This window comes from Macrococcus lamae, assembly GCF_004359545.1.
GTDB lineage: Bacteria > Bacillota > Bacilli > Staphylococcales > Staphylococcaceae > Macrococcus > Macrococcus lamae.
The window spans coordinates 34,394-56,731 of the sequence record NZ_SCWB01000006.1; the positions used below are offsets into that span (position 1 = coordinate 34,394).

Genomic DNA, 22,338 nt, shown 5'->3' on the forward strand with positions numbered 1-22,338 from the left:
AATCATTTTGTACGCTGAAAGGGTGGCCGCGATGATCAGAATCAATAAAAATGAAAGTCCAATCCGTGCATTTTCAGACGATACTTTAAAGGAGATCGTTCTGAAATCCAGATTTTTTGAATATCCGGATGAAGAATATGATGAATTCATACAGGCTTATGCAGACTATAACGGTTTTAATAAAAATCAGCTGTCCGCGGCGAATGGCTCTGATGAGTGGATACAAAAATGCATGATTGCACTTGGCAGTGGATCCGTGCTCACAATCAATCCTGATTTTTTTATGTATACTGACTATGCGGCTCAAATAAAACGGTCGATTCATTACGTCAACTGTAAAGAAGATTTCACTTTTAATCTGACTGACATTTTATCAGCAATGGATGAACTGCAGCCGTCATTTTTCATACTGAGTCAGCCTAACAATCCGACAGGTGTACTGTTCAGCGATGAATTTATCCAGCAGTGCAGTGATAAAATGCAATCAATCGGTGGTTATATTGTACTCGACGAAGCTTATATTGAATTCAGCGAATCTTACAAAGTGCCAAAAGGCAGACATGTCATTCAAATGCGTACGATGAGTAAGATTTATGGTTTTGCCGGACTCCGCATTGGTATTGTTATTTCTCACCCTGACACTATTAAGCTGCTGAACAGCATCCAGCACCCTTATCCAATCAATACACTTAGTCTGCAGCTAGCGACACATTTGTTAAAAGATAAGCCGCATCTTGACGAGTTCTTCAGTTATCAGCGCGCGCGGGCAGCACAACTTCATGCTATATTTCTGCAGCAGTCAGATGTGATTAACGTCATTCCGTCCCATACTAATTTCATCATGACGTATGGTAAGAATGCGTTGTCGCTCGGACGCTATATTGAGGCACGAGGGTTTCTGCCGAGAACTTATCCAAATAATGACACCTTGAAGGAAGTCGTCCGTTATTCCATTGCTACAGAAGATAACCTCAATCATCTGGCAGAGATCACCGCAGACTGGCGTGCTGAATATGACCATTCAATCCAGTCAAAGTTAAAAAAATAGTAACAAATCTCAAGTCCCTCTCAGTTTTCTTCATGCTATGATGAAAAAAGAGGTGATTTTTTTTGTACGAAGAAGCTGTCGAATTCATTAATGTGATGCATCATGAACTGGGTATCAGCGAGGAGATTACAGCAGAGCGATTAAGCCGCATCAAGACCGCAATCGATACAACTGGAACGTATCACCATACATCTGAAGAGCTGGAATATGGTGCGAAAGTCGCATGGCGTAACAGCAATCGATGCATTGGGAGACTGTTCTGGGATAAGCTCCACGTACTGGACAGAAGACATCTGACTAATGAAGATGAACTGCTGGGCGCAGTGGTTCATCACATTAAATATGCGACTAACAACGGAAAAATTAGACCAACCATTACGATATTTCCTCAAGGAACATCAATCGAGGCACCATTCATTATCGTCAATGATCAGCTTGTAAGATACACTGACGATCCAATTGCAGCTAAGTTAAAGCAGCAAATTGAACAAGTGTCATCTATTCGCTCAAAGATTTTGCCGCTCCTCTATCAATTCAATCAGCAAATAAAAACATTTCACATCCCGGAAGAACTTATTATGGAAGTGCCGCTTATTCATCCGTCATGTCCTGCATTCTCAAATCTCGGATTAACATGGTATGCCGTACCGATGATTTCCTCGATGAACCTTAAAATCGGTGGCATTACTTATTCGTGTGCACCTTTCAACGGCTGGTACATGGAGTCAGAAATTGCGAGCCGTAATATGCTAGACAGCTACAGATATGACTTGCTGGAACCTATAGCTGATGCGTTCAATTTCGACCGTTCGTCGACGACGACATACTGGCGTGACAGAACACTGATCGAACTGAACTATGTCGTCTACCATTCTTTTAAAGCAGCAGGCGTGTCGATTGTCGATCATCACACAGCAAGCAGACAATTTGAGAAGTTCGAGCAGAATGAAAGAGAAGCTGGACGCTCTGTCACTGGTGACTGGACATGGCTCATCCCTCCGATATCACCGTCCCTTGTTCATAACTTCCATAAAGGATATGACAACACGTATAACAATCCGAATTTCTACCATCGAAAGTGTCCGTTTCTCAGCAATAAGCAGTAAATGCCTGTCCGATATTGGACAGGCATTTCGCTATTTCTCACCCTTATTTTCTTCCTTGGTCATCAGTTCATCATAAAAATTCTCTACTTCTTCTCTTTTCACTTTCTTCAGATGGCTGTTCTTTGCACAGACGACTCCGCTTGCAGACCCTATCTTCACGCGACAGCTTTCGTCTTCGCTGAAAGTATTATTGATGATATAAATATCTTTGTTCTTCACACCTTCAAAGCTCTGGAACAAAATTGAATACTTTGAATTGATGGAATGAAAATGATTGTTATCAATCATCGTCATCTCTCCCGCCTGCACGCCGCGGTCAATACCTGACAAGTCATACGAATACTTTCCCTGCTTGACCGCAAGGTATCTTACACCACCTTCGCAGTCGTTAAACGTATTACCAGTAATGCGCAGCACTTTGCTTTTCAGAAATGTCAGTGCATAGTCTCCCATCCGGTCAAATGTATTATTTTCAATGAAAATGTTTTCGTAATAGATTTCATAGCTGCTCGCATGTGAGCCGATTGCTCTGTTCCATGGCTTCATCATCGGTTCATCAGAATTTCCGAAGTAACAGCCTGAGATAATAACATTTTTCGTCGGTGTACCATCGTATTCACCGAACTTAGGAAATGAATCTTTCAGCTGCAAATCTATTTGCACTGCTTCAGAAAATGCTCGCATGCCAGTGTCATCACGGAACCCAAGAAATTTACAATCCCGCACTTCAAAGCCATCGATTCCACATGCATCAATCGCATGACCCTGGACGACATTTTTAAAAGTGACATTTTCAATCATAATTTCTCTCGCATGACCGAGTGACATGATACTATTATTAAAGTTCAACACATGCCCGTACTGATCAAATGTTCCGCCTCTGATGGTGATATGACCGTTACCGTCGTAGCCTTTATAGCCCGGTTTTGTGCCATTTTTCAGCATCGCAAACGGACTCATGCGACGGAGCACAGCTTGTTCATGAAGTACTAGTGTCGTATGAGCATAGATAACCAGCTCTTTACCGATATAGTAAGTACCCGCCGGCACATAAACTTCTACCGGTCCTTTTTTTGCTTCATTCAGCGCATGCTGTATTCCTATTGTATCGAATAAGACATTCCGTCCTTGCGCACCATAATTTTTTACGTTGATTTGATTTTTTGTCACGTTTTACACCTACATATCCTCTATAATGAAATTAACACGATTGTTATATTATACCCTGTTGGAGGCTGATTAGATGAAAAAAGCTCTGCTTATCATTGATTATTCTTATGACTTTGTTGCTGATGATGGCAGACTGACCTGCGGAAAGCCGGGTCAGTCTATTGAAGATGCCATTGCTGCTAAGTTCAATGATTACATTGCAGCAAAGCTACCGGTTTTCATTATGATGGACTTGCATCATAATGATGATTACTATCACCCTGAGACAAAATTGTTCCCACCCCATAACATTGAAGGGACACATGGCCGTGAGCTTTATGGAAAAGTAAAACAAGTTTATGCCCTAAATGAAGATAATCCTCTTGTCATATGGATTGATAAAACTCGCTACAGTGCATTTGCTGGTACTAATCTGCATCAATTGCTTGCTGAACGGCATATTCAATCGATTGAACTTACGGGGGTATGTACTGATATTTGTGTTTTCCACACTGCTGTTGACGGCTATAACTTGGGTTATGATATGACCGTCGATGCATCCGCTGTACAGTCATTCAACAGTGAAGGACACCGCTACGCGCTCTCTCACTTCAAGAACACACTCGGCATGACGGTTCATAGTGAATCATGATAAACTATAATTATCTTTTTAAAGGAGTAGGAGAAGAACTATGACTAAAATTTTGACTTTCGGACATCAAAATCCCGATACAGATACGATTACATCGGCTCTTGTCATGCAGGACCTGCAGCAGCAGGCTGGTAAAGACGTTGAGGCGGTAAGGCTCGGTGAAATCAATGGAGAAACTGCATTCGCTTTGGAACAGTTTAAAGTAGCAGCACCTCGTTTAATCGATAAAATTGACGGTGAACAGGTGATTTTAGTTGATCATAACGAATTTCAGCAATCTGCCCCGGGTATTGAAACAGCGACAGTACTGATGGTTGTTGACCATCACCGTATCTCAAACTTCGAAACGTCTGCACCATTATACTACCGTGCAGAACCAGTCGGCTGTACAGCAACGATTCTAAACAAAATGTACAAAGAGAATAATCTTGAGGTTAAACCTGAAATTGCCGGGTTGATGTTATCAGCGATTATTTCTGATACGCTGCTGTTTAAATCACCGACCTGTACAGAAGAAGATATTCAGGCAGCAGAGGAGCTTGAACAGATTGCCGGCATCAATAAAGAATCCTATGGTCTCGACATGTTAAAAGCCGGTGCTTCTACTGCAGATAAATCTGCTGAAGAACTGTTGAACATCGATGCAAAATCCTTCTCTATGGGAGAAAAAGAGGTTCGTGTCGCGCAGGTCAATACAGTTGATATTGACGAAGTGTTCGCTCGTCAGGAAGAAATTGAAAATGCCATCAATGCAGAAACAGCTCAAAACGGCTATGACTTATTTGTGTTAGTCGTGACAGACATCATCAATTCAGACTCAAAAGTATTGGCACTCGGTCAGCATCAGGCGGCAGTTGAGAAAGCATTCAACGTTGCTCTTGATAAAAATACTGCGATTCTTAAAGGTGTTGTTTCCCGTAAGAAGCAGGTCGTTCCGCAGCTGACTGACGTATTGTCATAATCAGGAGGTCATCTTAATGGAAATCAAACAAGGCGAAAATCGCTTCTTTATCGGTGAAGGTTCGGCATTTAAAGCAGAAATTACTTTTATCCAGCAGAATGATACATTAGTGATCGACCATACATTTGTTGATCCGTCTCTACGCGGTGAAGGAATTGCCAAGCAGCTCGTCAACAAAGTTGTAGATTACGCACGTCAGGAAAACAAGAAGATTCTTCCTGTATGTTCTTATGCCCGTGTGGTAATGGAACGCGATAAATCAATGCATGACGTACTAAAAAAATAATTACACATAAAGAGGACCGGCTGATGTCGGTCCTCTTTGTCTGTAACTTTTAGAATTTTTATACTAGCTTCAGGCCAGCAATTGAAATAATGATTAATGTGATTAATATGATTTTCTGTATGCTGACCTTCTCCCCGAAGAAGAGCATGCCGATGACCACACTGCCCATCGCGCCAATTCCGGTCCACACACCATAGGCAGTGCCCAGTGGAATATCCTTAATAGCAAGCGATAATAGAAACAGACTTGCGAGACTCAGCAGAAACCAGATGACACTCCACTTCTTGTTTTTAAAGCTTTCACTGTTCTTAAGTGCAATGACCATCAGCACTTCCATTATACCGGCACCAATTAATATGACCCAGCTCATTCTGCCTCAGCTCCTTCCACCAGCTTCAGTCCGATGATGGAACCGATTAATGTTATAAGGAACAATGCTTTTAACACGCTCATTCCTTCTGCCAGAAAGAAGTAGCCGTATAATACTGTACCTATTGCACCAATTCCCGTATAGATAGCATAAGCTGTACCGATTTCAAGACGTGATAGACTATAAGCAAAAAAGTAGAACGACACGGCCATTACGACCAGCGTAAAAACTGTCCATGGTATATTCGTAAATCCATGCGCATATTTCAGTCCGACTGCCCACACTACTTCCATCAGCCCGCCAATGACTAAAAATAGCCATGCTTTATTGTTTCCCAACCTGTGACCTCCTGTTAAAATGACAGACCAAGCTGCTGTTTCACTGCTTCCACTACTCGTAATGTATCGAGACTTGTCTGTTCATTATTATTATTCAGCTGCATTGTACTGCATGCTTCAATAAAATTCGCTACTTCATATGACATAGGAGGAGCAGTATGTGTAAACTCATCCATACGCTCTCCCGCTCTGTTCAGCTTAACGATATGACTCGGTGCTGAAATCTTATCAATCGTGATAATTCCATTTTCTCCGATGATTTCTGACGGCAGATGGCTGTCTGCAATTTTACTGAAGCTGAGCACTGCTGTCATATCAGCATACTGACAGAGCACCGTCCCTTGTCCGTCCGCTCCTGTTGATAACTTTTCAGCGACTGCATGCAGCGTGTCCGGCATACCGAACAGTTTGACGAGCGGCGCAATGGTGTAGACACCGAGATCCATCAATGCACCGTTACCAAGCTCAGGTTTGAAGGCATTTTCAATAATACCGTCCTTCAGCTTGTCATAGCGCGAGGAATACTGATTATAATGGAAGTTGACACGGCGGATTTTACCGATTTCACCAATCCATTGTTCCAGTCTTTTAAAGGCTTTAGATTCTGTTGACTTCATCGCTTCCATTAAGATGACACGGTTGTCACGTGCTGCCTGAAACATTAATTCTGCTGTTTCCACTGTCAATGTCAGCGGCTTTTCGCATAATACATGCTTGCCATGATTCATTGCATCCATTGACTGCTGTGCATGAAGCAAATTCGGTGTTGCAATGTAGACCGCTTCATATGAGTCGCTTTCCAGAAAAGCGCTCCAGTCATCAAAACGATGTTCAATGTTGTGTCTATCAGCGAACTGATCAGCTGTCGTGATTGCTCTTGAATACACTGCTGTCACTTCAAATCCTTGTACTGTCTGACCTGCCTCTATCATCCTGTCAGTAATCCAGTTCGTCCCTACTATTCCAAACTTCATATCGTCACCTCTTCTTAAGCTGTATTAATTTTAACATGTTTTAGTTTGATGTAAACTTAAGACAAACTTGAATGGAGTGAAGAAGATGTCCTATAAATCTCAAATTGACGCAATGAATACCTTTTTTTATACAGATGCTACAAAAGAAATCAAGTTCCGGAAGAAACAGCTGAAATCTTTGCGAAAAGAAATCAAAAGACGAGAAGCTGATATTTTACATGCGCTCAAACTTGATCTTGGAAAAGGGAAAGTAGAAGGCTATGCTTCTGAAATAGGCATTATATTGAAATCCATCGGTATGTTCATCAAAGAAATGAAAACATACAGCAAAGTAGAATCCATCAGTACACCGATGATGCAGTTTCCTGGTAAAAGTTATGTCATGCGTGAACCTCTTGGTACTGTTTTGATTATCGGACCGTTCAACTATCCATTTCAACTGGTCATGGAGCCACTGGTCGGCGCAATCGCTGCCGGCAACTGTGCTATTGTCAAACCATCTGAGTTGACGCCACATACGAGCCAGGTCATCAGTGAAATCATCGCAGCTACGTTTGAAACGAATTATGTAACGACCGTACTCGGTGAGAAAGAAGTGACGTCTGACCTCTTGAAAGAAAAATTTGATTTCATCTTCTTTACGGGCAGCACTAAAGTCGGCCAGATTGTATACGAGGCAGCGAGTAAACATTTGACACCTGTCGCTCTTGAACTCGGAGGTAAAAGTCCAACCATCATCGATGCAACAGCGAATATTAAAGTCGCAGCAGAACGCATTACATTCGGTAAATTCATCAATGCCGGCCAGACTTGTGTCGCACCGGACTATATTTTAATCGACCGGCAAGTGAAAGATAAATTTATCCGGGCGATGCAGACTACTATTAAAGAATTTTATGGTGAAGATCCAGAGCGGAGCGATGACTTCGGCCGCATTGTCAACGACAATCACTTTAAACGTCTAAGCGGTCTGCTGGAAGCTTCTCTTGACCGTGTAATAGTCGGTGGTAAAACAAACATCGAAACACGATATATCGAGCCGACAATCTTAGATCACGTCACACTTGACGACGAAGTAATGAAAGAAGAAATCTTCGGCCCTATTCTACCGATTATTACATTTGACTCAAGCGATGAAGTGTTTGATATCATCCGCAGTTTTGAAAAGCCGCTTGCATTATACGTCTTCAGTGAAGACAGCGACTACGTTAAAACAGTGTTCAAACGACTGTCATTTGGCGGTGGCTGCATTAATGATACATTGATGCATGTCTCTAACCCATATTTACCGTTCGGCGGTGTCGGAGCATCAGGCATCGGAACGTATCACGGCAAATATTCATTCGACTTGTTTAGTCATCAGAAAGCCTATATGACAAAAGGCACGAAGCTTGAGACAGGATTGATGTTTCCGCCTTATAAAGGGAAATTCAAGTACATCAGACAGATATATAAATAGGTTTAAGATGAACTGCTGAGCAATCAGCGGTCTTTTTTTGTAAATTTTTAGAATAGCATTTTTTTATTAATAAAAATAAAAACTTTCCAATTTGGAAAGTTTCCACAAATCGATTTCTATTTGTGATATAATAAAGGATTTAAAATCTATTATATTATAAATCATATTTAAAATTTTTAATTTATCATGAAAACATTCATAAAATAAAAAAGTTTCCAAGTTGGGAATTTTCCGCAATTTCAAACAAAACTATGATATAATAAACGATTTTATTAAATAACTGATTTTCGTAAAATTAATTAAATTTTATACTGAATCTGATGAAATGATAGTTTTTTATCATTTTCTGCAGAATTTTCGAGGTTTTTTATCTTTTTCTGTTATTTGATTTCCTTTAGCTCTGTCGTTATATTTATTCCGAGGTGAATCCATGTTCGTCAAACTACACGAGCCGAATGACTATCAGAAATTTCTGCTTGCTGCAGAACATCGTATGAATCTAAATGATCATGATTATCACAAATTATTTACTTATATCAAAGGCTTTGAGGGAGAATCTTATTTTTATAAGCTGATCAATGACACTGAATGCGTGAAACTCTGGGATATCAGTCTGGATTATCGTAAAGGCAGTCAGTACGATTTCCTTATTTTTGATAAAGGGACGCTCTATCATTTTGATGTAAAAAACTTTACCGGATCTTATCAACTAGTAGACCGGCAGTTTGTTTCCGAGAAAGGAAATGTGCATACAGACGTTGTCTCACAATTAAGTAAAGCCCATCATAAGCTGGAATCGTTTTTGAAAAGTCAACAGATTAAATATCAGTTAGTGAGCAGGGTGCTGTTTGTAAATCACGATTACAGACTATCAACTGACACTATCCCTAAAAGTGTGTTGCTGCCTCATCAAGTTGACGAAGTTGTGCACTATATTCAATCTATTGAACCTTTACAGGAGCATCGGGCTGCCGCCGAAAAAATTTTGGCTTATCATAATAATGAACTAGTTCAAGAACGCATTCATTATTATCCTTTTGATAATTTTAAAGGAGGCATACGATGTGGTAAATGCAGGCGATTGTCGATGATACCTGATTTAAAGAAAAAATATATTTGTTGTACCAATTGCCATCACCGAGTGAATAATAAAACGGCTTTATGTTCATTAATATTAGAAATGTCTTTACTTAAAAATGATTCATTATCAGCGGCAGAAGTGAGGAAATGGAGCGGCATGCCTCTTAGAACAGTCCAGCGAATGATGTCTGACAGTTGCCATAAGCAAGGTCAATATAAAAATATGAGATATCATTTGAAGTAGCTGTTTCGTTGTGGCGCGTATTTCGCTGTTACGCGCCACTTCTCGTGCCTCCGCCCACTTTCCTCTCCGTTGTGGCGCGTATTTCACTGTTACACGCCACTTCTCGTGCGCCTGCCAAAAAACCGTTCCTCATTTGAGGAACGGTTCCAGTTACTACTTAATATAAGTCAGTTCTTCGTGATTCAAATACAGGAATTGCCTGACGAATCACTTCAGACTCTTCGATATCAATTTCTACAACAACTGTTTCTTCACTTACCGCTGCTTCCACTGCTACTTCTCCCGATGGATCAATCACCATCGACCGGCCGCCGAATACTGTGCCGCCGCACTCACCTACTGCGTTACATGCAACGATATAACATTGGTTCTCTATCGCGCGGGCTTTCAGAAGCGCCAAAAAATGATCGATGCGCACATGCGGCCATTCCGCCACAACATAAATTATCTCTGCACCTTCGAGCGCAAGTTTTCTTGTCATCTCAGGAAACCTGAGATCATAGCAGATGATAATACCCATCTTGCTATCAGCAAGCTCAAAGGTTCCAAAGTGATCGCCCGATTCCAGAAACAATGGTTCATCCAGCATCGGCACTAAATGAACTTTGTCATAGTGATAAATCACCTGTCCATTACAGTCGATGATTATCGCTCGGTTTCTGAATTTCTCACCGGACTTTACCGCAATAGAACCTGCAACGATATTTAAATTTCTCAACCGCGCAATTTCCTTAAGTGCCCTAAGTTCTCTATGGCCTTCATCATCAATAATCTCATTCAACATATCCAGCGTATACGACGTGTTCCACATTTCCGGAAGGGCGGCGATGTCTATACCTTCAGGAAGCTGATTGAGCCAGTTTGTCACTTTTTTCAAGTTTTTCGCCGGCTCGCCAGGTATAACTGCCATCTGATAAAGTGCTAATTTCATTACAGAAACTGCACACAGACACCTTCTGCTGCCTGCTTATCATTTTCCAGCAACGTCAGTTTACCCGTTTGTACATCTCTTTCAAATAACGACACATTGCCGCTTACTTCATGTGCACATACTAAAAACTTGTCACTCGGCGTAATGTTGAAATCACGCGGCCAGTCTCCGCCGCAGTCCGTGATTTCTACAAGCGACAGCTTGCTGCCATCGTCCTCCACTTTGAACACGGCAATGCTTTGATGCCCGCGGTTGGATGCATAGACGAACTTATTGTCGTGGCTCATACGAATCGCTGCGCCTTGTGTGTTCTCAGCAAAGTCATCAGGTACAGCGTGATGTTGTTCTACCATTTCAAATACACCGTCGTTATATTTAAGAACAAATACGTCGTTGCTGAGTTCCGTGAACAGATAGGCATACTGACCGTTGTCGTTGAATATTAAGTGTCTCGGACCCACTCCTGCCGGCAGCTTCAGTTCGCCGACTCTAGTTAATCCATTGTCGCTGAACTTGAAAGTAATGACTTCATCTGCGCCGAGGTCAACGGCTACTGCATACTTCAAATCAGGCGTCTGTTGGATATAATGCGTATGCGCTTTATCCTGACGGTCTTCGTTCGGTCCTTTGCCTTCCTGTACGACCGTATCAATCAGCTGCAGTACTTCACCTGTTTTAGGTTGCAAGCTGTAAAGACGTGCTTCTCCCGCTCCATATACCGCTTCCATCAAATATTTCCCGTCTGCTGTCACCCATATATGGCAACCGCTTTCTGCTGACTCAAGACAGTCATTGATCAGTTCAAGTCTGCCTTCATCGTCGATTCTGTACGCGGCTACTCCTGCTTTATCGTTTTCTTTCTTGATACCGTATAAATAATCACCGTGTTTGACTACATATGTTGACGCCTGTACTTCGTAGCCTGTTTCAACTGATTCCAGTTGTTTCGCCTCTTCATTAAGTACAAAGCGGTAGATTCCTTTGCCATCTTTCTTTGTATATGACCCAATATAACCAACCGTGTTCGCCATGTTTTTCCCTCCTCTTGTTTTCTTCATTCTATCAGACTATTCCCCCTTCAAAAAAACATATGCAAATTGAAATTTTTTTCTTGCTTATAGTTTAGTAATACATTACAATTTGTTTGGTAAAAATAAATTAACAGGTATACAAAACCTCCAGTTAAGTATTACTATTTTACAATTCGTCCAATCATGTGAGGTGCAGATTGATTAAACCTTTAGATATTAAGTCATTTACAGCGATTGATACAGACAAACATCGTTTTACACCGCTGTTCGATGCGCTTAAATTATATGAATCGCAGAAAGTTACAAGTTTTGACGTCCCTGGTCATAAGCGCGGGCTGGATGAACAGTCTGAACTTTACTATTATGGCAGTTCAGTATTAAGACATGATGTCAACTCAATGCCACAGCTGGACAACTATGATAATCCGAAAGGTGTCATCAAAGAAGCTCAGGCGCTACTTGCTGATCTTTACTTAGCAGACGAGGCTCATTTCCTTGTCAACGGTACTACCGAAGGCATTCAGACGATGATTTTTTCCATCTGTAAACCGGGCGATAAACTGATTCTGCCACGCAATGTACATAAATCTGTGCTCAATGCGATGGCTCTTGCAGATGTCACACCTATTTACGTATCCCCAGAATTTGATATTAAATTCGGAATTGCTCATAACTTAAGCTACGACCATGTCAAAGCTGCTATCGATAACCATCCGGATGCCCGTGCAATCTTTATCATGAATCCGACTTATTTCGGTGCCGTGAGTGATTTAAAAGCTATTACAGAGCTTGCTCATCAACATGATATGCCGGTACTCGTTGACGAGGCGCATGGGGCGCACTTTAGATTTTCGCCGCACTTGCCGATCTCAAGTATGGAAGCTGGTGCAGATATGGCAGCAACAAGTCTTCATAAGACAGGCGGATCCTTCACTCAGTCCAGTGCCCTGCTTGTCAGAGGAGACCTGATAGACAAGCGCAAAGTAAAAAGCGTCATCAATATGCTGACATCGACGAGTGCCTCTTACCTTTTAATGTCCTCCTTGGATATCGCACGGAAGAATCTGGCGCTCAATGGTCCGCGGAAATTCGAACAACTGATGCCTGTCATTCAGACGTTCAAACAAGCTGTCAATGCGATTCCCGGGTTCCATATGCTTGACGGTAAAGCATTTAAAGAACTCTATCAGCAGCAGCTTGATGAATCGAAGCTGACCATCTATATCGATTCTACGATTGATTTATCAGGCTTTGAAGTATACAGACTGCTCCGAAGTGATTACAACATTCAGATGGAGCTTGCCGAACCTAACTTAATCATGGGAATCGTCTCCATCGCTGATAATGAAGAGGTGTTGAACCGTCTGTTGAATGCGCTCCAGTCTATCAGCAAGCTTCACCACCAGGCAGATAGAGAAGTACATTCTCCGGTGCTGAAACAGCTTGCTATCCCGGAACAGGCAATGAGTCTAAGGGAAGTACTGTATGCGGATAAGCGCGCGATAAACATCGAAGAGGCTTTAGGTGAAATCTGTGCGGAATCACTGATGATTTACCCGCCGGGCATTCCGATTGTCATGGCCGGAGAATGCATCAGTCAGGAAATTGTCGACTACTGGCAGTTCATCAACAACCAGCCGATCATTAAAATCGGCACTGAAAATTCAAATCAAGTCTATATAATAGAGAAAAGAGGACAATAATAAATGAAATTAACGACTTTAGGAAGACACGTATTAATCGAGTACTACAACTGTGACAAAGATATTTTAAAAGACCATGACAAGATTGAGGAAATCATGAACGAGGCAGCTCGTGTATCAGGCGCAACAATCGTTGAAAGCTGTTTCCATACATTCAATCCGTACGGTGTGTCAGGCGCAGTCATCATCTCTGAATCACATTTGACCATTCATACATGGCCGGAATATGGCTATGCTTCAGTTGATGTCTTTACATGTGGTGATACAGTAGATCCATGGAGAGCTGAAGATCACTTAGAGAAAGCATTAAAAGCTGAGCTGTCTGATTCATACGAAATAGGCCGCGGCATGGCTGATAAAATCCATAAATATTCTAAAGGCGAGATTGTCGTCGAATCATTTAAACCAATCGAAGTAGAAGTAAAATAGGAGGATTATTATGTTAGATCTTTGGTACACAGAAAATCATACAGACAACGTTCGTTTCTCAATCAAGACAAATAAGCATATCCACTCAGAGAAATCTGATTTCCAGCAGATTGATTTCTTTGAATCAGATGAATTCGGTACATTCTTTACACTGGACGGCTTAATGATGGTCAACGAGAAAGACGAATTCGTCTATCATGATATGATCACACACGTAGCGATGGCTACTAATCCAAACATCAAGAAAGTCCTCGTTATCGGTGGTGGTGACGGTGGTACAGTTCGCGAGCTGACGCGCTACGAATCTATCGAACAGATCGATATGGTTGAAATTGACGAACGTGTCGTCCGCCTGTCACAGGAATATTTACCAATCACTGCAGGCAAACTGGAAGACCCGCGCGTGACGCTTCTATTCGAAGATGGTCTTGCTTACGTGAAGAACAAAGAAGATGGCTACTATGATCTCATCTTAGTGGATTCAACAGATCCGATCGGTCCTGGTGAAGGGTTATTCTCTCATGACTTCTACAACAACTGTTTCCGTGTATTGACAGACGACGGTATTCTGATCAACCAGCACGAATCACCATATTACCCAAGCTACGCACATGAAATGAAACGTGCCCATTCTAAGATCAAAGGCTTGTTCCCTATCACACGCGTGTATCAGTTCCATATGCCGACTTATCCATCTGGTCACTGGTTATTCGGTTTCGCTTCCAAGAAATACGACCCACTGAAAGACGTAGACCTTGATGCATGGAACAAACTAGGCCTCAAAACAAAATACTATAACACTGATATCCATACAGGTGCATTTGCACTACCGACATTCGTGAAAGAGATGCTTGATGATGCAACCGAATAAACATGTCTTCATGAGCTGCGAGGCGACATTTGAAGAAGCATCAACTGTCATTTACGGCGCACCGTTTGACGGCACGGTGTCGAACCGACCAGGTACACGTTTTGCAGCAGATGCCATCCGTTCAGAATCTTATGGCCTTGAAACTTATAGCCCGTATCTTGATAAAGATCTAGAAGACGTTAAAATCATGGATTCAGGGGACGTCGATATTACAATCGGCAACAAAGTGAAAGTGCTCGATGAACTGGAAGAGACAGCTCGCGAGATTCTAGATTCCGGCAAGCTGCCATTTATGATCGGCGGCGAGCACTTAGTGACGCTCGGCCCTTTCCGTGCGGTCCACGCGAAATATCCGGACGTCGTTCTCGTTCAGCTCGATGCCCACACGGACTTACGCGATGATTATATGGGCGAGCCGCTCAGCCACGCGACCGTCGTGCGCCGCATCCACGACATCACAGGTGACGGCCGCATCTATCAGTACGGTATCCGTTCAGGTACGAAAGAAGAATTCGACTGGAGTAATGAACATACCACACTTGAGAAATTCTCCATCGACACTCTGAAAGATCTGCCGGGTATTCTCAAAGATACACCGGTCTATGTGACGATTGATCTGGACTGTCTGGATCCATCTATATTTCCTGGCACAGGTACACCGGAACCCGGTGGCCTGACTTACAAAGAACTTCAACCCGCGTTCAAAATCTTTGAACAGCTGAATGTCGTCGCAGCAGATATCGTGGAACTCTCTCCACCATATGATGCGTCAGGTGTATCCAATGCTGTCGCAGCGAAAGTCGCGCGTGAACTGATGCTCGCCATTACTAAATAATCAGCCTCATACTTATAACAGTGTGAGGTTTTTTCGTACATCCAGCGAAAAATATGAGAAAATTTCAACTATTCTCTTTTCATTATAGGTATAATGTATTTATTCTATAGAACAAAGAGGATACAGCTATGAAGTTTTCACAATTCCCCTCCAACGTCAAACTTCGTATCATCTGCGGTTTCTTTGACCATATGGCAAGCATGAGTGTCATGCCTTTTATGGTCCTTTATATCGCCGATGAACTCGGTAAAGTGACGTCCGGTATTCTGCTCAGCATCAATGTCGTTTTCGGACTGATCTGCGGACTATGTGGTGGCTATTTCGCTGACCGCTTCAGCCGGAAAAGGCTTCTCGTGACCGGTCAGTTATTATTTGCTATCTTGATGATACTGATGACTATTTTTATTCATCCCGCTATCAATATGCCATGGGTTGTGGCATTTCTATATATGTTGACTGCTGTCAGCGGCGCCATGATTTTCCCGGCTCTTGAAGCACTCATCATCGATTCCACGACTGAAGAGATGCGCAAGTCAGTTTATGTCACGTCCTACTGGGCTAATAATCTGGCTACTGCGTTTGGCACAGCAATCGGCGGGTTGTTCTATAAAGACCACCGCGTCCTCCTGTTTGCTTTGATCGTTATCATTATGCTGATTAATACAGCTGTCTTCCAGCGTTATCTGATTGACCCGACAGTCAATAAAGTACGTAAAGTCGTTGAAGCGCATTGGATCAGAGACCTCCTCAGCAGTTACTATGTTGCTCTGAAAGATACGCGCTTCGTTGTCTTCACGATGGCAGCAGTCTTCATCTTCTCCTCGGAATTTGCACTGACCAACTATATCGGTGTCCGGCTGCATGACGAGTTCAAGCCGGTCGAGTTATTTGGTATTCATGTAGACGGTGTGCGGATGATGAGTCTGATGTTGATTGAAAATACGGTGCTTGTTGTTACGGTGACCTTCCTTATCGCTAAAATCACTGAGAAGAGAAACCAGGTGGCTGTTCTGCTGCTCGGTACGCTCATGTATACAAGCGGCTATGGTCTTGCCCATCACTTGACGACATGGTATTTACTGATGCTGGTCGTACTGATGGCCACAATTGGTGAATTGATGCAGACGCCTATTATTTCTGTCTTTCAGGCGAAACTGATGCCTGAGGACAAAAGAGCAAGTTATATTGCCTTTAGTTCACTCGGCTATAGCGGTGCCGGTCTCGTCGCAAGTTCCGGTCTTATTGTCGGCACGGTGCTGAACAGTATGATGATGTCTATCTATGTCATTACACTTGGATTGATCGGTATGCTGCTGCTTTATCTCTCCATCCACTCAAATATTTTCAAGCAGAAGATTCCATCTTAAAAAGACTGAGAAAACCCTTATTATCACTGGGTTTTTCTCAGTCTTTTTTTATAGTGGACTATTAAATTAATAGAGATAAATTAATTAATTATATTAAATATCTTGAAATAGCGAACATATGTTCTTATAATGAGGGTACATCCACGAAAGAAGTGATGTTATGATTCATCCTATTTACGGGGAGACTGACTATCGCAAAATTGAACGAAGCAAGCTGAATCCGAATATTCCGAAAGGACGCGGTATGATCAAATGGGCACCATTTGCCACTATGCCTGAACAATATGTGGGTATTAAAAAACAGATTGAACAGCAGAATAAAATTGAAAGACCTGTTTTATGTGATGATCGACTGGAAGAGATCAATATGACCTTACAGGAAGCTATGCAGCGAAACTGCCCCCTTTTGATTGAATTCTATCACGACGGTTACATTAAGTACTTGAAATTAACTGTCGAAAAGATCGATCATTGGGCTATGCTGATCATCGGTGTCAATCTGGATAACCAGCAGATGTGTTTCGTTTCTTTCATTGATGTCATCAATCTCTCACTCCAGTAAAAAAGCTATCTGACTGCAATCAGATAGCTTTCTACCATTTAATCTATTATCCTGTCAGGGGTAAGAATGAATGCATTAAATGATAGAATAACCCACCCTTCTTTCTCTCTACGAATGAGCTATTACTTTTATCATATAGAATAACAGCGCTGAATACATCCGTATTTAGCGCAAAGTTATTACATTGTAATATCTTCTTCAATAATTCCGAGCTTCAATCCTTTAATAACAGCACCGACCCGCGATTCTACTTCCAGTTTCCTGATAAGGCTGGACACCTGGTATTCAACAGTCCGCTTACTGACAAACAATGCCTCACTGATTTCCTTATTCGTCATATCCTGAGCGACAAGTGCCAGTATTTCCCGTTCTCTTACTGTCAATAATTGATGCTCCAGTTTGACCTCTGTCCGCAGATTACGGTTGAAGTAATAGACTTTCCTCAACGCATCGATTAAATAATCGGCTGATTCTTCTTTCGAGATGAAAGCCACTGCGCCACTATCATAAGCTCTCGCTTTATATTCCTCAATATTATAGCCCGTTACAATCATGAACCGGGCTTTATCATATTTATCGACCAGCGTTCTTAAATTGTTCAGAATATTGGTCCCTTTCACCTTAGCCTCAGAAAGCACAATGTCAGGCAGCATCGTTTCGATATAATATTCCAGATGATTGAGTTCAGAGAACACCTTCAATACTTCCATATCTGTTTCAGCTGACAGAAGATGCGCGATTCCCTGTCCTACCATTTCCTGATCATCCAGTATAATAATCCTGATTGTCATCACCTACTTTAGTATGCCATCGCTGAAACGATTCAGCAGTTTCTATACAGTTTTCATAATCATACCTTAAAATTCAGACAAGTTCGATAAGTTTTTTTAATTTTATTACACCTTTTATTTACATGTTAGATGATTTCACAATCAACTTTACAATTATTGTAATATATCACTTCAATAATTTTTACATAGACTATAAAGATTTAAAAACTAATTAATTTCATAAATATTGGATGACGGTTATGATGTTGTTGTGAATTATTGGAAATGACATAGAGTAACCCTCTATTTTGTGTCATAATGATGGTAATCATATATAAAGGAGCAGACCGATGAAACGTTTAGCAAGAGCTTTGGCATTAACGGTAGTCATCATTACTATCCCTGTTACAGCATCTGCAGCCGGAAAACCTCTAATCATCAAACTTATCGACGAAGAAGGTCGCCCCCTTAAAGACCAGCCGTTTCAGCTAGTAGATCAGCACGGAAACATCGTGCATTATGAAACACTTGATGATAGTCTGTTTATTATGCAACAGCCTGCTGCAGATTATTCTCTTATAACAGGAGAGCAGGAGATTCCGCTGACTACAGCTGATATCAACGAAATAAATGTCCCTACAGAAGAGGCAGAACCGCTGCTGGAAGAGAAAACAACTCAACCCGATGAAGAAACATCGTCTATGCTGATTAAGATTCAGGCAGTATTTTCTGACCATACCGTTGCAGGCGGTGTGACTATCCAGCTGCTGAAAGATGATGAAATCATCGACGAAGTACAGACAGATGACGATGGAACTGCAGTGTTCAGCAATCTTGCAGCTGGCGATTATAACGTTCAGTATGATGAGGAAACACTTGATATTGCGGCTGGAGAAGAGAAATACTTTGTGGTTCCAGAACACGGAGTGATGGAAACACCGGTAGAGACAGAAGATAAGTCCATTACTGCCTCTTCATCTCCTAACCCGCAAATAGAACAGACCACTGTACCGCGTACTCCGAGCGTACAGATTCAGCATTATAAAAGCAGAAATCAGACAATTGAACCGAAAGCAGAAAAAACGACTGACGTTGTAAGTAGAATCATTTCAACTGAGCGGAAGGAAACCAAACAGAAAGAGATTGAAAAACCTGTAAAGTCTGAACGTGAGACTGCCGTGAAAGATAAATCAGCACAGCTCCCTGTGGAGAAACCGACCGTAAGTCCTGGCGACAAAGAGGATCAACTGCCTGGCAAATCCACTACCGCTAAAACTACCAGCAAAGTAACAAGACAGCTGCCTGTGGAGAAACCTGCTGTTGATTCTAATAGCGGCAGTCTGTATTCAGATGCAGGATCCGATGATTCACCTTCAACAGATGACAGTAATAATGATTCGTCTAACAGCATAAACAACAAACGTTCAACCGGCAGCTATTCGTCTGCCGGCACTTCAACAAACAGTTCTGACAACAGTACGACTGATAGCAGCAAATCATCAGCTAGCAGCTCAGATCAATCGCTGCCGGTAACCGGTGAACATCCTATTAGTATCCAGCTCGCTGGTTACATCACTTTATTAATAGGGTTCACACTCCTATTCCTGCCTAAAAGAAAAGACAGCAGCAGTCCACTTTAAGACTGCTGCTGTCTTTTTTTATGTAATAGACTGTAGACACGACAACTTCCATGTTTCGCCGAATTGATTTACACCACTGAGCTGATCAGAGAATAATGAATCTAATGTTTCGTCACAGTCACCAAGGACATAGGTCTTTTCAGCAGTCAGCTCAGAAAAGCGATGCAGCCGTCTATTGATTTCCTTAAACCCTTGAGTGATCCCAACAACAACAAACGCATCAGGATGATGACGCATAATACGTTGACAGTATTTATTGAACGAACTGGACTCATCGTTCCAGCATACGATATCAAGGACCGTTCCACCTTCTCTATTAAATCCACCCTCTTGTTCCCAGGCTTCCTTAATCTGCACTGCAAGCAAATAATCTTCATGTGTTCTTCGACAACCAATTACAATGTCTTCAATACAAGGATGTTTCAAGCTCATCAACTTCAATAATTGTTCAAGTGCTTGTTCTTCCACTAAAGATACATCTGGTATTGTCGCTAACAAATGTCCGCCTCCTAGTCTTTAGTTTAACAAAAAAAGAACTCACCATAACGGCAAGTTCTAGACGTTTTCTGATTCAATTTTAGAGACGATATCCTGAGTACGACGCTCGATGTCTTCAAAGTCAGCTTTGAAGCGCACGAATAAAATAGCTGCACCAGCTGTTACAATGATTGCTAATAAAAATACGATGAAAAATAAACCTCTCAATACATCTTTCATTCTCATTTCACCTCTTATTTTCTTATAATCTTATATTACCATACAAAATTCTTGTAAAGAAATGTTTTATCCCCTGCTTCGTGCTATAATAAGTCTTAATCAATTAAATAGCCGAAAAGGAACGTGAACACCTTGCCACATGTCCATCTATTAGCCGCATGGCAGAATCAGAACCTCGAAAAAATCAGTGAAATTTTATATCCGGGGATGATTGCCACCTTTGTACTTCCTGACGGCACAGAAAAGCGTTTTAATTATGACGAGATCATTGCTGTTTTCAAGGAACGTTTTAAACAGCACCAGGAATGGCGATTTGATGTCATCTACAAAACAGAGCGAGAAGATGATACTATCGTCGTGATCCGAATCTTCAGAGAAGATGAAAACTACAATCTATTAGAAGCCTCTTCTTTAGCTGTCATGACATTCAAAACTCTAGATGATAAACGTTACCTTATCCGAACATATATAGAAATGGGTATTACAGGCACTGCTTAAAGGAGGGATTCCTTTGCTCAATATTACTTTTCCAATTATACAGGCACCGATGGCAGGCGGCATCATCACTCCTTCATTCGCAGCGTCAGTATCAAATAATGGCTGCCTCGGCTCTATAGCTGCAGGCGGCCTTTCTATTGAAACGCTGACTCAGCAGATCAAGGAAGTTCAGGTGCTGACGAGTCATCCTTATGCAGTTAATATTTTTGCGCATCCTCGTATTTCTGACTTATCCTATGATATGAAGACTGTTAACGCGGCACTCAACGAAATCAGAAAAATATTAAATATCCCACAAGTGACTGATGTTGCTCTCATAGAAGAACCATCTGTCGAAGAATATGTTGAACTGTGTATTCAGCTGCATGTGCCCGTTGTCAGTTTTACTTTCGGCTGCCCGGATAAGCATCTTGTTGCTCTACTAAAAGATGCCGGCATTAAAGTGATAGGAACAGCGACTAATGTTGCAGAAGCCCTCATGATAGAAGACCATTGTATGGATTTCGTCATTGCCCAAGGTTATGAAGCAGGTGGTCATCAAGGAGGATTTCTTAAAAAACCTCCTATTGGTTTAATGAGTCTCATTCCTCAAGTCGTTGATGCCGTGAACATCCCCGTTATCGCGGCCGGTGGGATTTCTGACCGGCGCGGCATTAAGGCAGCTGCAGCACTAGGCGCTGATTATGTACAGATAGGCACTCGTTTTCTCAATACTTATGAAAGTAATGCTCATCCGCTTCATAAAGAATCCATCAATCAGGCAGCTGAAACATCTGCTGTGCTTACAGCTGCTTTTACAGGGAAACAAGCTCGAGGTATTGAAAACAAAATGATGCAGTTAATGACATATCACTCTATCCCTCCTTATCCTATCATGAATCAATTAACAGCAGACATTAGAGCTGCAGCCAAAGCACAGAACAACGCAGAATTTATGAGTAACTGGGCAGGACAGAACATAAGAACTGCTCAGACTGTTTCTCTGCATACACTGCTTAATGAATTAACGACTGACAGATGATTCTCTTTATTAATTAGTAGAATTTCAGGAGCTGAAATAATTATTTCAGTTCTTTTTTTATTTTAATTAGCTTTTAGAAAGTTATACTTTATTAATTTTTAACATTTTGTAAAATTAATTTTTGTTTAAAATACTATTATATCGACGAAAAATTAATGACATTAATCATATTATTTATTAATATAATCATAATTTAAGATAATTGTTAACATACCTCCTTAAAAACTTTGCGTTATATACAGATGTCTAATTATTCAGAATATTTATAATAAGACTTAGCTTTTAAAAAACCAAAC

25 protein-coding genes are annotated in these 22,338 nt (G+C 41.5%); 16 read left to right on the forward strand and 9 right to left on the reverse strand.

Going from position 1 to position 22,338, the window contains the following annotated elements; all coding sequences use genetic code 11:
* The first annotated feature begins 31 nt into the window (after positions 1-31).
* Both ERX29_RS04505 and ERX29_RS04510 read left to right on the forward strand, forming a co-directional pair.
* Positions 32-1,048 (forward strand): pyridoxal phosphate-dependent aminotransferase, encoded by a 1,017-nt coding sequence (locus ERX29_RS04505; protein ID WP_133443504.1) that lies wholly within the window; start codon positions 32-34, stop codon positions 1,046-1,048.
* Positions 1,049-1,110: 62 nt separating this feature from the next.
* Entirely contained in the window at positions 1,111-2,154 is a 1,044-nt protein-coding gene (locus ERX29_RS04510; protein WP_133443505.1) for a nitric oxide synthase oxygenase, read from the forward strand.
* A 30-nt stretch (positions 2,155-2,184) separates the two neighbouring features.
* Here the strand turns inward: ERX29_RS04510 and ERX29_RS04515 are convergent, their stop codons facing one another.
* Positions 2,185-3,324 carry a glycosyl hydrolase family 28-related protein gene (locus ERX29_RS04515; RefSeq protein WP_133443506.1) on the reverse strand — a complete coding sequence of 380 codons (1,140 nt, stop codon included), beginning with the start codon at positions 3,322-3,324 and terminating at the stop codon, positions 2,185-2,187.
* Positions 3,325-3,397: 73 nt separating this feature from the next.
* On the opposite strand from ERX29_RS04515, the gene ERX29_RS04520 reads away from it, so the two are divergent.
* The 3 genes from ERX29_RS04520 to ERX29_RS04530 are packed head-to-tail and all read left to right on the forward strand — an operon-like array spanning position 3,398 to position 5,202.
* A complete protein-coding gene (locus ERX29_RS04520) occupies positions 3,398-3,955 on the forward strand; it encodes a cysteine hydrolase family protein (RefSeq protein ID WP_133443507.1) in 558 nt (185 codons plus the stop codon).
* Between the two features lie 40 nt (positions 3,956-3,995).
* Positions 3,996-4,916 carry a manganese-dependent inorganic pyrophosphatase gene (locus tag ERX29_RS04525; RefSeq protein ID WP_133443508.1) on the forward strand — a complete coding sequence of 307 codons (921 nt, stop codon included), beginning with the start codon at positions 3,996-3,998 and terminating at the stop codon, positions 4,914-4,916.
* 16 nt (positions 4,917-4,932) lie between these two features.
* Complete coding sequence (locus ERX29_RS04530) at positions 4,933-5,202, forward strand: GNAT family N-acetyltransferase (protein WP_133443509.1); 270 nt, start codon at positions 4,933-4,935, stop codon at positions 5,200-5,202.
* A 58-nt stretch (positions 5,203-5,260) separates the two neighbouring features.
* Here ERX29_RS04530 and ERX29_RS04535 read toward each other — a convergent pair whose 3' ends face one another.
* Genes ERX29_RS04535 through ERX29_RS04545 form a run of 3 tightly spaced genes read right to left on the reverse strand, consistent with a single transcriptional unit; the run spans position 5,261 to position 6,884 of the window.
* A complete protein-coding gene (locus tag ERX29_RS04535; RefSeq protein WP_133443510.1) occupies positions 5,261-5,572 on the reverse strand; it encodes a DMT family transporter in 312 nt (103 codons plus the stop codon).
* Positions 5,569-5,910 carry a DMT family transporter gene (locus tag ERX29_RS04540; protein WP_279433908.1) on the reverse strand — a complete coding sequence of 114 codons (342 nt, stop codon included), beginning with the start codon at positions 5,908-5,910 and terminating at the stop codon, positions 5,569-5,571. Before ERX29_RS04540 ends, ERX29_RS04535 begins: the two co-directional genes overlap by 4 nt.
* A gap of 14 nt (positions 5,911-5,924) precedes the next feature.
* Positions 5,925-6,884, reverse strand: a complete 960-nt coding sequence (locus ERX29_RS04545) for a Gfo/Idh/MocA family protein (RefSeq protein WP_133443511.1) — start codon at positions 6,882-6,884, stop codon at positions 5,925-5,927.
* An 85-nt stretch (positions 6,885-6,969) separates the two neighbouring features.
* Between ERX29_RS04545 and ERX29_RS04550 the strand changes: the two genes are divergently transcribed.
* Both ERX29_RS04550 and ERX29_RS04555 read left to right on the forward strand, forming a co-directional pair.
* A complete protein-coding gene (locus tag ERX29_RS04550) occupies positions 6,970-8,343 on the forward strand; it encodes an aldehyde dehydrogenase (RefSeq protein WP_133443512.1) in 1,374 nt (457 codons plus the stop codon).
* A 430-nt stretch (positions 8,344-8,773) separates the two neighbouring features.
* Entirely contained in the window at positions 8,774-9,667 is an 894-nt protein-coding gene (locus ERX29_RS04555) for a nuclease-related domain-containing protein (protein WP_133443513.1), read from the forward strand.
* A gap of 157 nt (positions 9,668-9,824) precedes the next feature.
* Here the strand turns inward: ERX29_RS04555 and ERX29_RS04560 are convergent, their stop codons facing one another.
* Together ERX29_RS04560 and pglS are read right to left on the reverse strand one after the other, a co-directional pair.
* Positions 9,825-10,598, reverse strand: coding sequence for a carbon-nitrogen family hydrolase (locus ERX29_RS04560; protein WP_133443514.1), 774 nt, complete (start codon positions 10,596-10,598; stop codon positions 9,825-9,827).
* Positions 10,598-11,629: a 6-phosphogluconolactonase gene (gene pglS, locus ERX29_RS04565; RefSeq protein WP_133443515.1), complete on the reverse strand. Its 1,032-nt coding sequence runs from the start codon at positions 11,627-11,629 to the stop codon at positions 10,598-10,600. The genes ERX29_RS04560 and pglS overlap by 1 nt, the downstream gene beginning before the upstream one ends.
* Before the next feature lie 197 nt (positions 11,630-11,826).
* Between pglS and ERX29_RS04570 the strand changes: the two genes are divergently transcribed.
* The 6 genes from ERX29_RS04570 to ERX29_RS04595 all read left to right on the forward strand — a co-directional run bounded on the left by ERX29_RS04570 (position 11,827) and on the right by ERX29_RS04595 (position 17,396).
* The gene (locus ERX29_RS04570; RefSeq protein WP_165981071.1) at positions 11,827-13,332 is read left to right on the forward strand and encodes an aminotransferase class I/II-fold pyridoxal phosphate-dependent enzyme; all 1,506 of its coding nucleotides are present in this window, start codon (positions 11,827-11,829) and stop codon (positions 13,330-13,332) included.
* A gap of 3 nt (positions 13,333-13,335) precedes the next feature.
* Positions 13,336-13,761, forward strand: coding sequence for an adenosylmethionine decarboxylase (gene speD / locus ERX29_RS04575; RefSeq protein WP_133443517.1), 426 nt, complete (start codon positions 13,336-13,338; stop codon positions 13,759-13,761).
* A 10-nt stretch (positions 13,762-13,771) separates the two neighbouring features.
* On the forward strand, positions 13,772-14,632 hold the full coding sequence (gene speE, locus ERX29_RS04580) for a polyamine aminopropyltransferase (protein WP_133443518.1): 861 nt from the start codon (positions 13,772-13,774) through the stop codon (positions 14,630-14,632).
* On the forward strand, positions 14,616-15,467 hold the full coding sequence (speB, locus tag ERX29_RS04585; protein WP_133443519.1) for an agmatinase: 852 nt from the start codon (positions 14,616-14,618) through the stop codon (positions 15,465-15,467). Before speE ends, speB begins: the two co-directional genes overlap by 17 nt.
* Positions 15,468-15,595: 128 nt before the next feature.
* Positions 15,596-16,834, forward strand: coding sequence for an MDR family MFS transporter (locus ERX29_RS04590; protein WP_133443520.1), 1,239 nt, complete (start codon positions 15,596-15,598; stop codon positions 16,832-16,834).
* 160 nt (positions 16,835-16,994) lie between these two features.
* Positions 16,995-17,396: a YolD-like family protein gene (locus ERX29_RS04595; RefSeq protein WP_133443521.1), complete on the forward strand. Its 402-nt coding sequence runs from the start codon at positions 16,995-16,997 to the stop codon at positions 17,394-17,396.
* Positions 17,397-17,575: 179 nt separating this feature from the next.
* On the opposite strand, the gene ERX29_RS04600 is transcribed toward ERX29_RS04595, so the two are convergent.
* Positions 17,576-18,187, reverse strand: coding sequence for a response regulator transcription factor (locus ERX29_RS04600; protein WP_133443522.1), 612 nt, complete (start codon positions 18,185-18,187; stop codon positions 17,576-17,578).
* Positions 18,188-18,516: 329 nt separating this feature from the next.
* Here ERX29_RS04600 and ERX29_RS04605 point away from each other — a divergent pair, with 329 nt between their 5' ends.
* A complete protein-coding gene (locus ERX29_RS04605) occupies positions 18,517-19,806 on the forward strand; it encodes a prealbumin-like fold domain-containing protein (protein WP_133443523.1) in 1,290 nt (429 codons plus the stop codon).
* 18 nt (positions 19,807-19,824) lie between these two features.
* Here ERX29_RS04605 and ERX29_RS04610 read toward each other — a convergent pair whose 3' ends face one another.
* Positions 19,825-20,304 carry a hypothetical protein gene (locus ERX29_RS04610; RefSeq protein ID WP_133443524.1) on the reverse strand — a complete coding sequence of 160 codons (480 nt, stop codon included), beginning with the start codon at positions 20,302-20,304 and terminating at the stop codon, positions 19,825-19,827.
* A gap of 57 nt (positions 20,305-20,361) precedes the next feature.
* The gene (locus tag ERX29_RS10960) at positions 20,362-20,523 is read right to left on the reverse strand and encodes a hypothetical protein (protein ID WP_165981072.1); all 162 of its coding nucleotides are present in this window, start codon (positions 20,521-20,523) and stop codon (positions 20,362-20,364) included.
* Between the two features lie 123 nt (positions 20,524-20,646).
* Here ERX29_RS10960 and ERX29_RS04615 point away from each other — a divergent pair, with 123 nt between their 5' ends.
* Positions 20,647-21,021, forward strand: a complete 375-nt coding sequence (locus ERX29_RS04615; RefSeq protein WP_165981073.1) for a hypothetical protein — start codon at positions 20,647-20,649, stop codon at positions 21,019-21,021.
* Between the two features lie 13 nt (positions 21,022-21,034).
* Positions 21,035-22,042 (forward strand): NAD(P)H-dependent flavin oxidoreductase, encoded by a 1,008-nt coding sequence (locus ERX29_RS04620; protein ID WP_133443526.1) that lies wholly within the window; start codon positions 21,035-21,037, stop codon positions 22,040-22,042.
* The last annotated feature ends 296 nt before the right edge of the window (positions 22,043-22,338 follow it).

What these genes read in the sequence shown, in the direction of transcription:
- ERX29_RS04505 (WP_133443504.1), top strand. Translation starts at nt 32, where the DNA reads ATGATCAGAATCAATAAAAATGAAAGTCCAATCCGTGCATTTTCAGAC.
- ERX29_RS04520 (WP_133443507.1), top strand. Translation starts at nt 3,398, where the DNA reads ATGAAAAAAGCTCTGCTTATCATTGATTATTCTTATGACTTTGTTGCT.
- ERX29_RS04525 (WP_133443508.1), top strand. Translation starts at nt 3,996, where the DNA reads ATGACTAAAATTTTGACTTTCGGACATCAAAATCCCGATACAGATACG.
- ERX29_RS04530 (WP_133443509.1), top strand. Translation starts at nt 4,933, where the DNA reads ATGGAAATCAAACAAGGCGAAAATCGCTTCTTTATCGGTGAAGGTTCG.
- ERX29_RS04535 (WP_133443510.1), bottom strand. Translation starts at nt 5,572, where the DNA reads ATGAGCTGGGTCATATTAATTGGTGCCGGTATAATGGAAGTGCTGATG.
- ERX29_RS04545 (WP_133443511.1), bottom strand. Translation starts at nt 6,884, where the DNA reads ATGAAGTTTGGAATAGTAGGGACGAACTGGATTACTGACAGGATGATA.
- ERX29_RS04550 (WP_133443512.1), top strand. Translation starts at nt 6,970, where the DNA reads ATGTCCTATAAATCTCAAATTGACGCAATGAATACCTTTTTTTATACA.
- ERX29_RS04555 (WP_133443513.1), top strand. Translation starts at nt 8,774, where the DNA reads ATGTTCGTCAAACTACACGAGCCGAATGACTATCAGAAATTTCTGCTT.
- ERX29_RS04560 (WP_133443514.1), bottom strand. Translation starts at nt 10,598, where the DNA reads ATGAAATTAGCACTTTATCAGATGGCAGTTATACCTGGCGAGCCGGCG.
- pglS (WP_133443515.1), bottom strand. Translation starts at nt 11,629, where the DNA reads ATGGCGAACACGGTTGGTTATATTGGGTCATATACAAAGAAAGATGGC.
- speD (WP_133443517.1), top strand. Translation starts at nt 13,336, where the DNA reads ATGAAATTAACGACTTTAGGAAGACACGTATTAATCGAGTACTACAAC.
- speE (WP_133443518.1), top strand. Translation starts at nt 13,772, where the DNA reads ATGTTAGATCTTTGGTACACAGAAAATCATACAGACAACGTTCGTTTC.
- speB (WP_133443519.1), top strand. Translation starts at nt 14,616, where the DNA reads ATGATGCAACCGAATAAACATGTCTTCATGAGCTGCGAGGCGACATTT.
- ERX29_RS04590 (WP_133443520.1), top strand. Translation starts at nt 15,596, where the DNA reads ATGAAGTTTTCACAATTCCCCTCCAACGTCAAACTTCGTATCATCTGC.
- ERX29_RS04595 (WP_133443521.1), top strand. Translation starts at nt 16,995, where the DNA reads ATGATTCATCCTATTTACGGGGAGACTGACTATCGCAAAATTGAACGA.
- ERX29_RS04600 (WP_133443522.1), bottom strand. Translation starts at nt 18,187, where the DNA reads ATGACAATCAGGATTATTATACTGGATGATCAGGAAATGGTAGGACAG.
- ERX29_RS04605 (WP_133443523.1), top strand. Translation starts at nt 18,517, where the DNA reads ATGAAACGTTTAGCAAGAGCTTTGGCATTAACGGTAGTCATCATTACT.
- ERX29_RS10960 (WP_165981072.1), bottom strand. Translation starts at nt 20,523, where the DNA reads ATGAAAGATGTATTGAGAGGTTTATTTTTCATCGTATTTTTATTAGCA.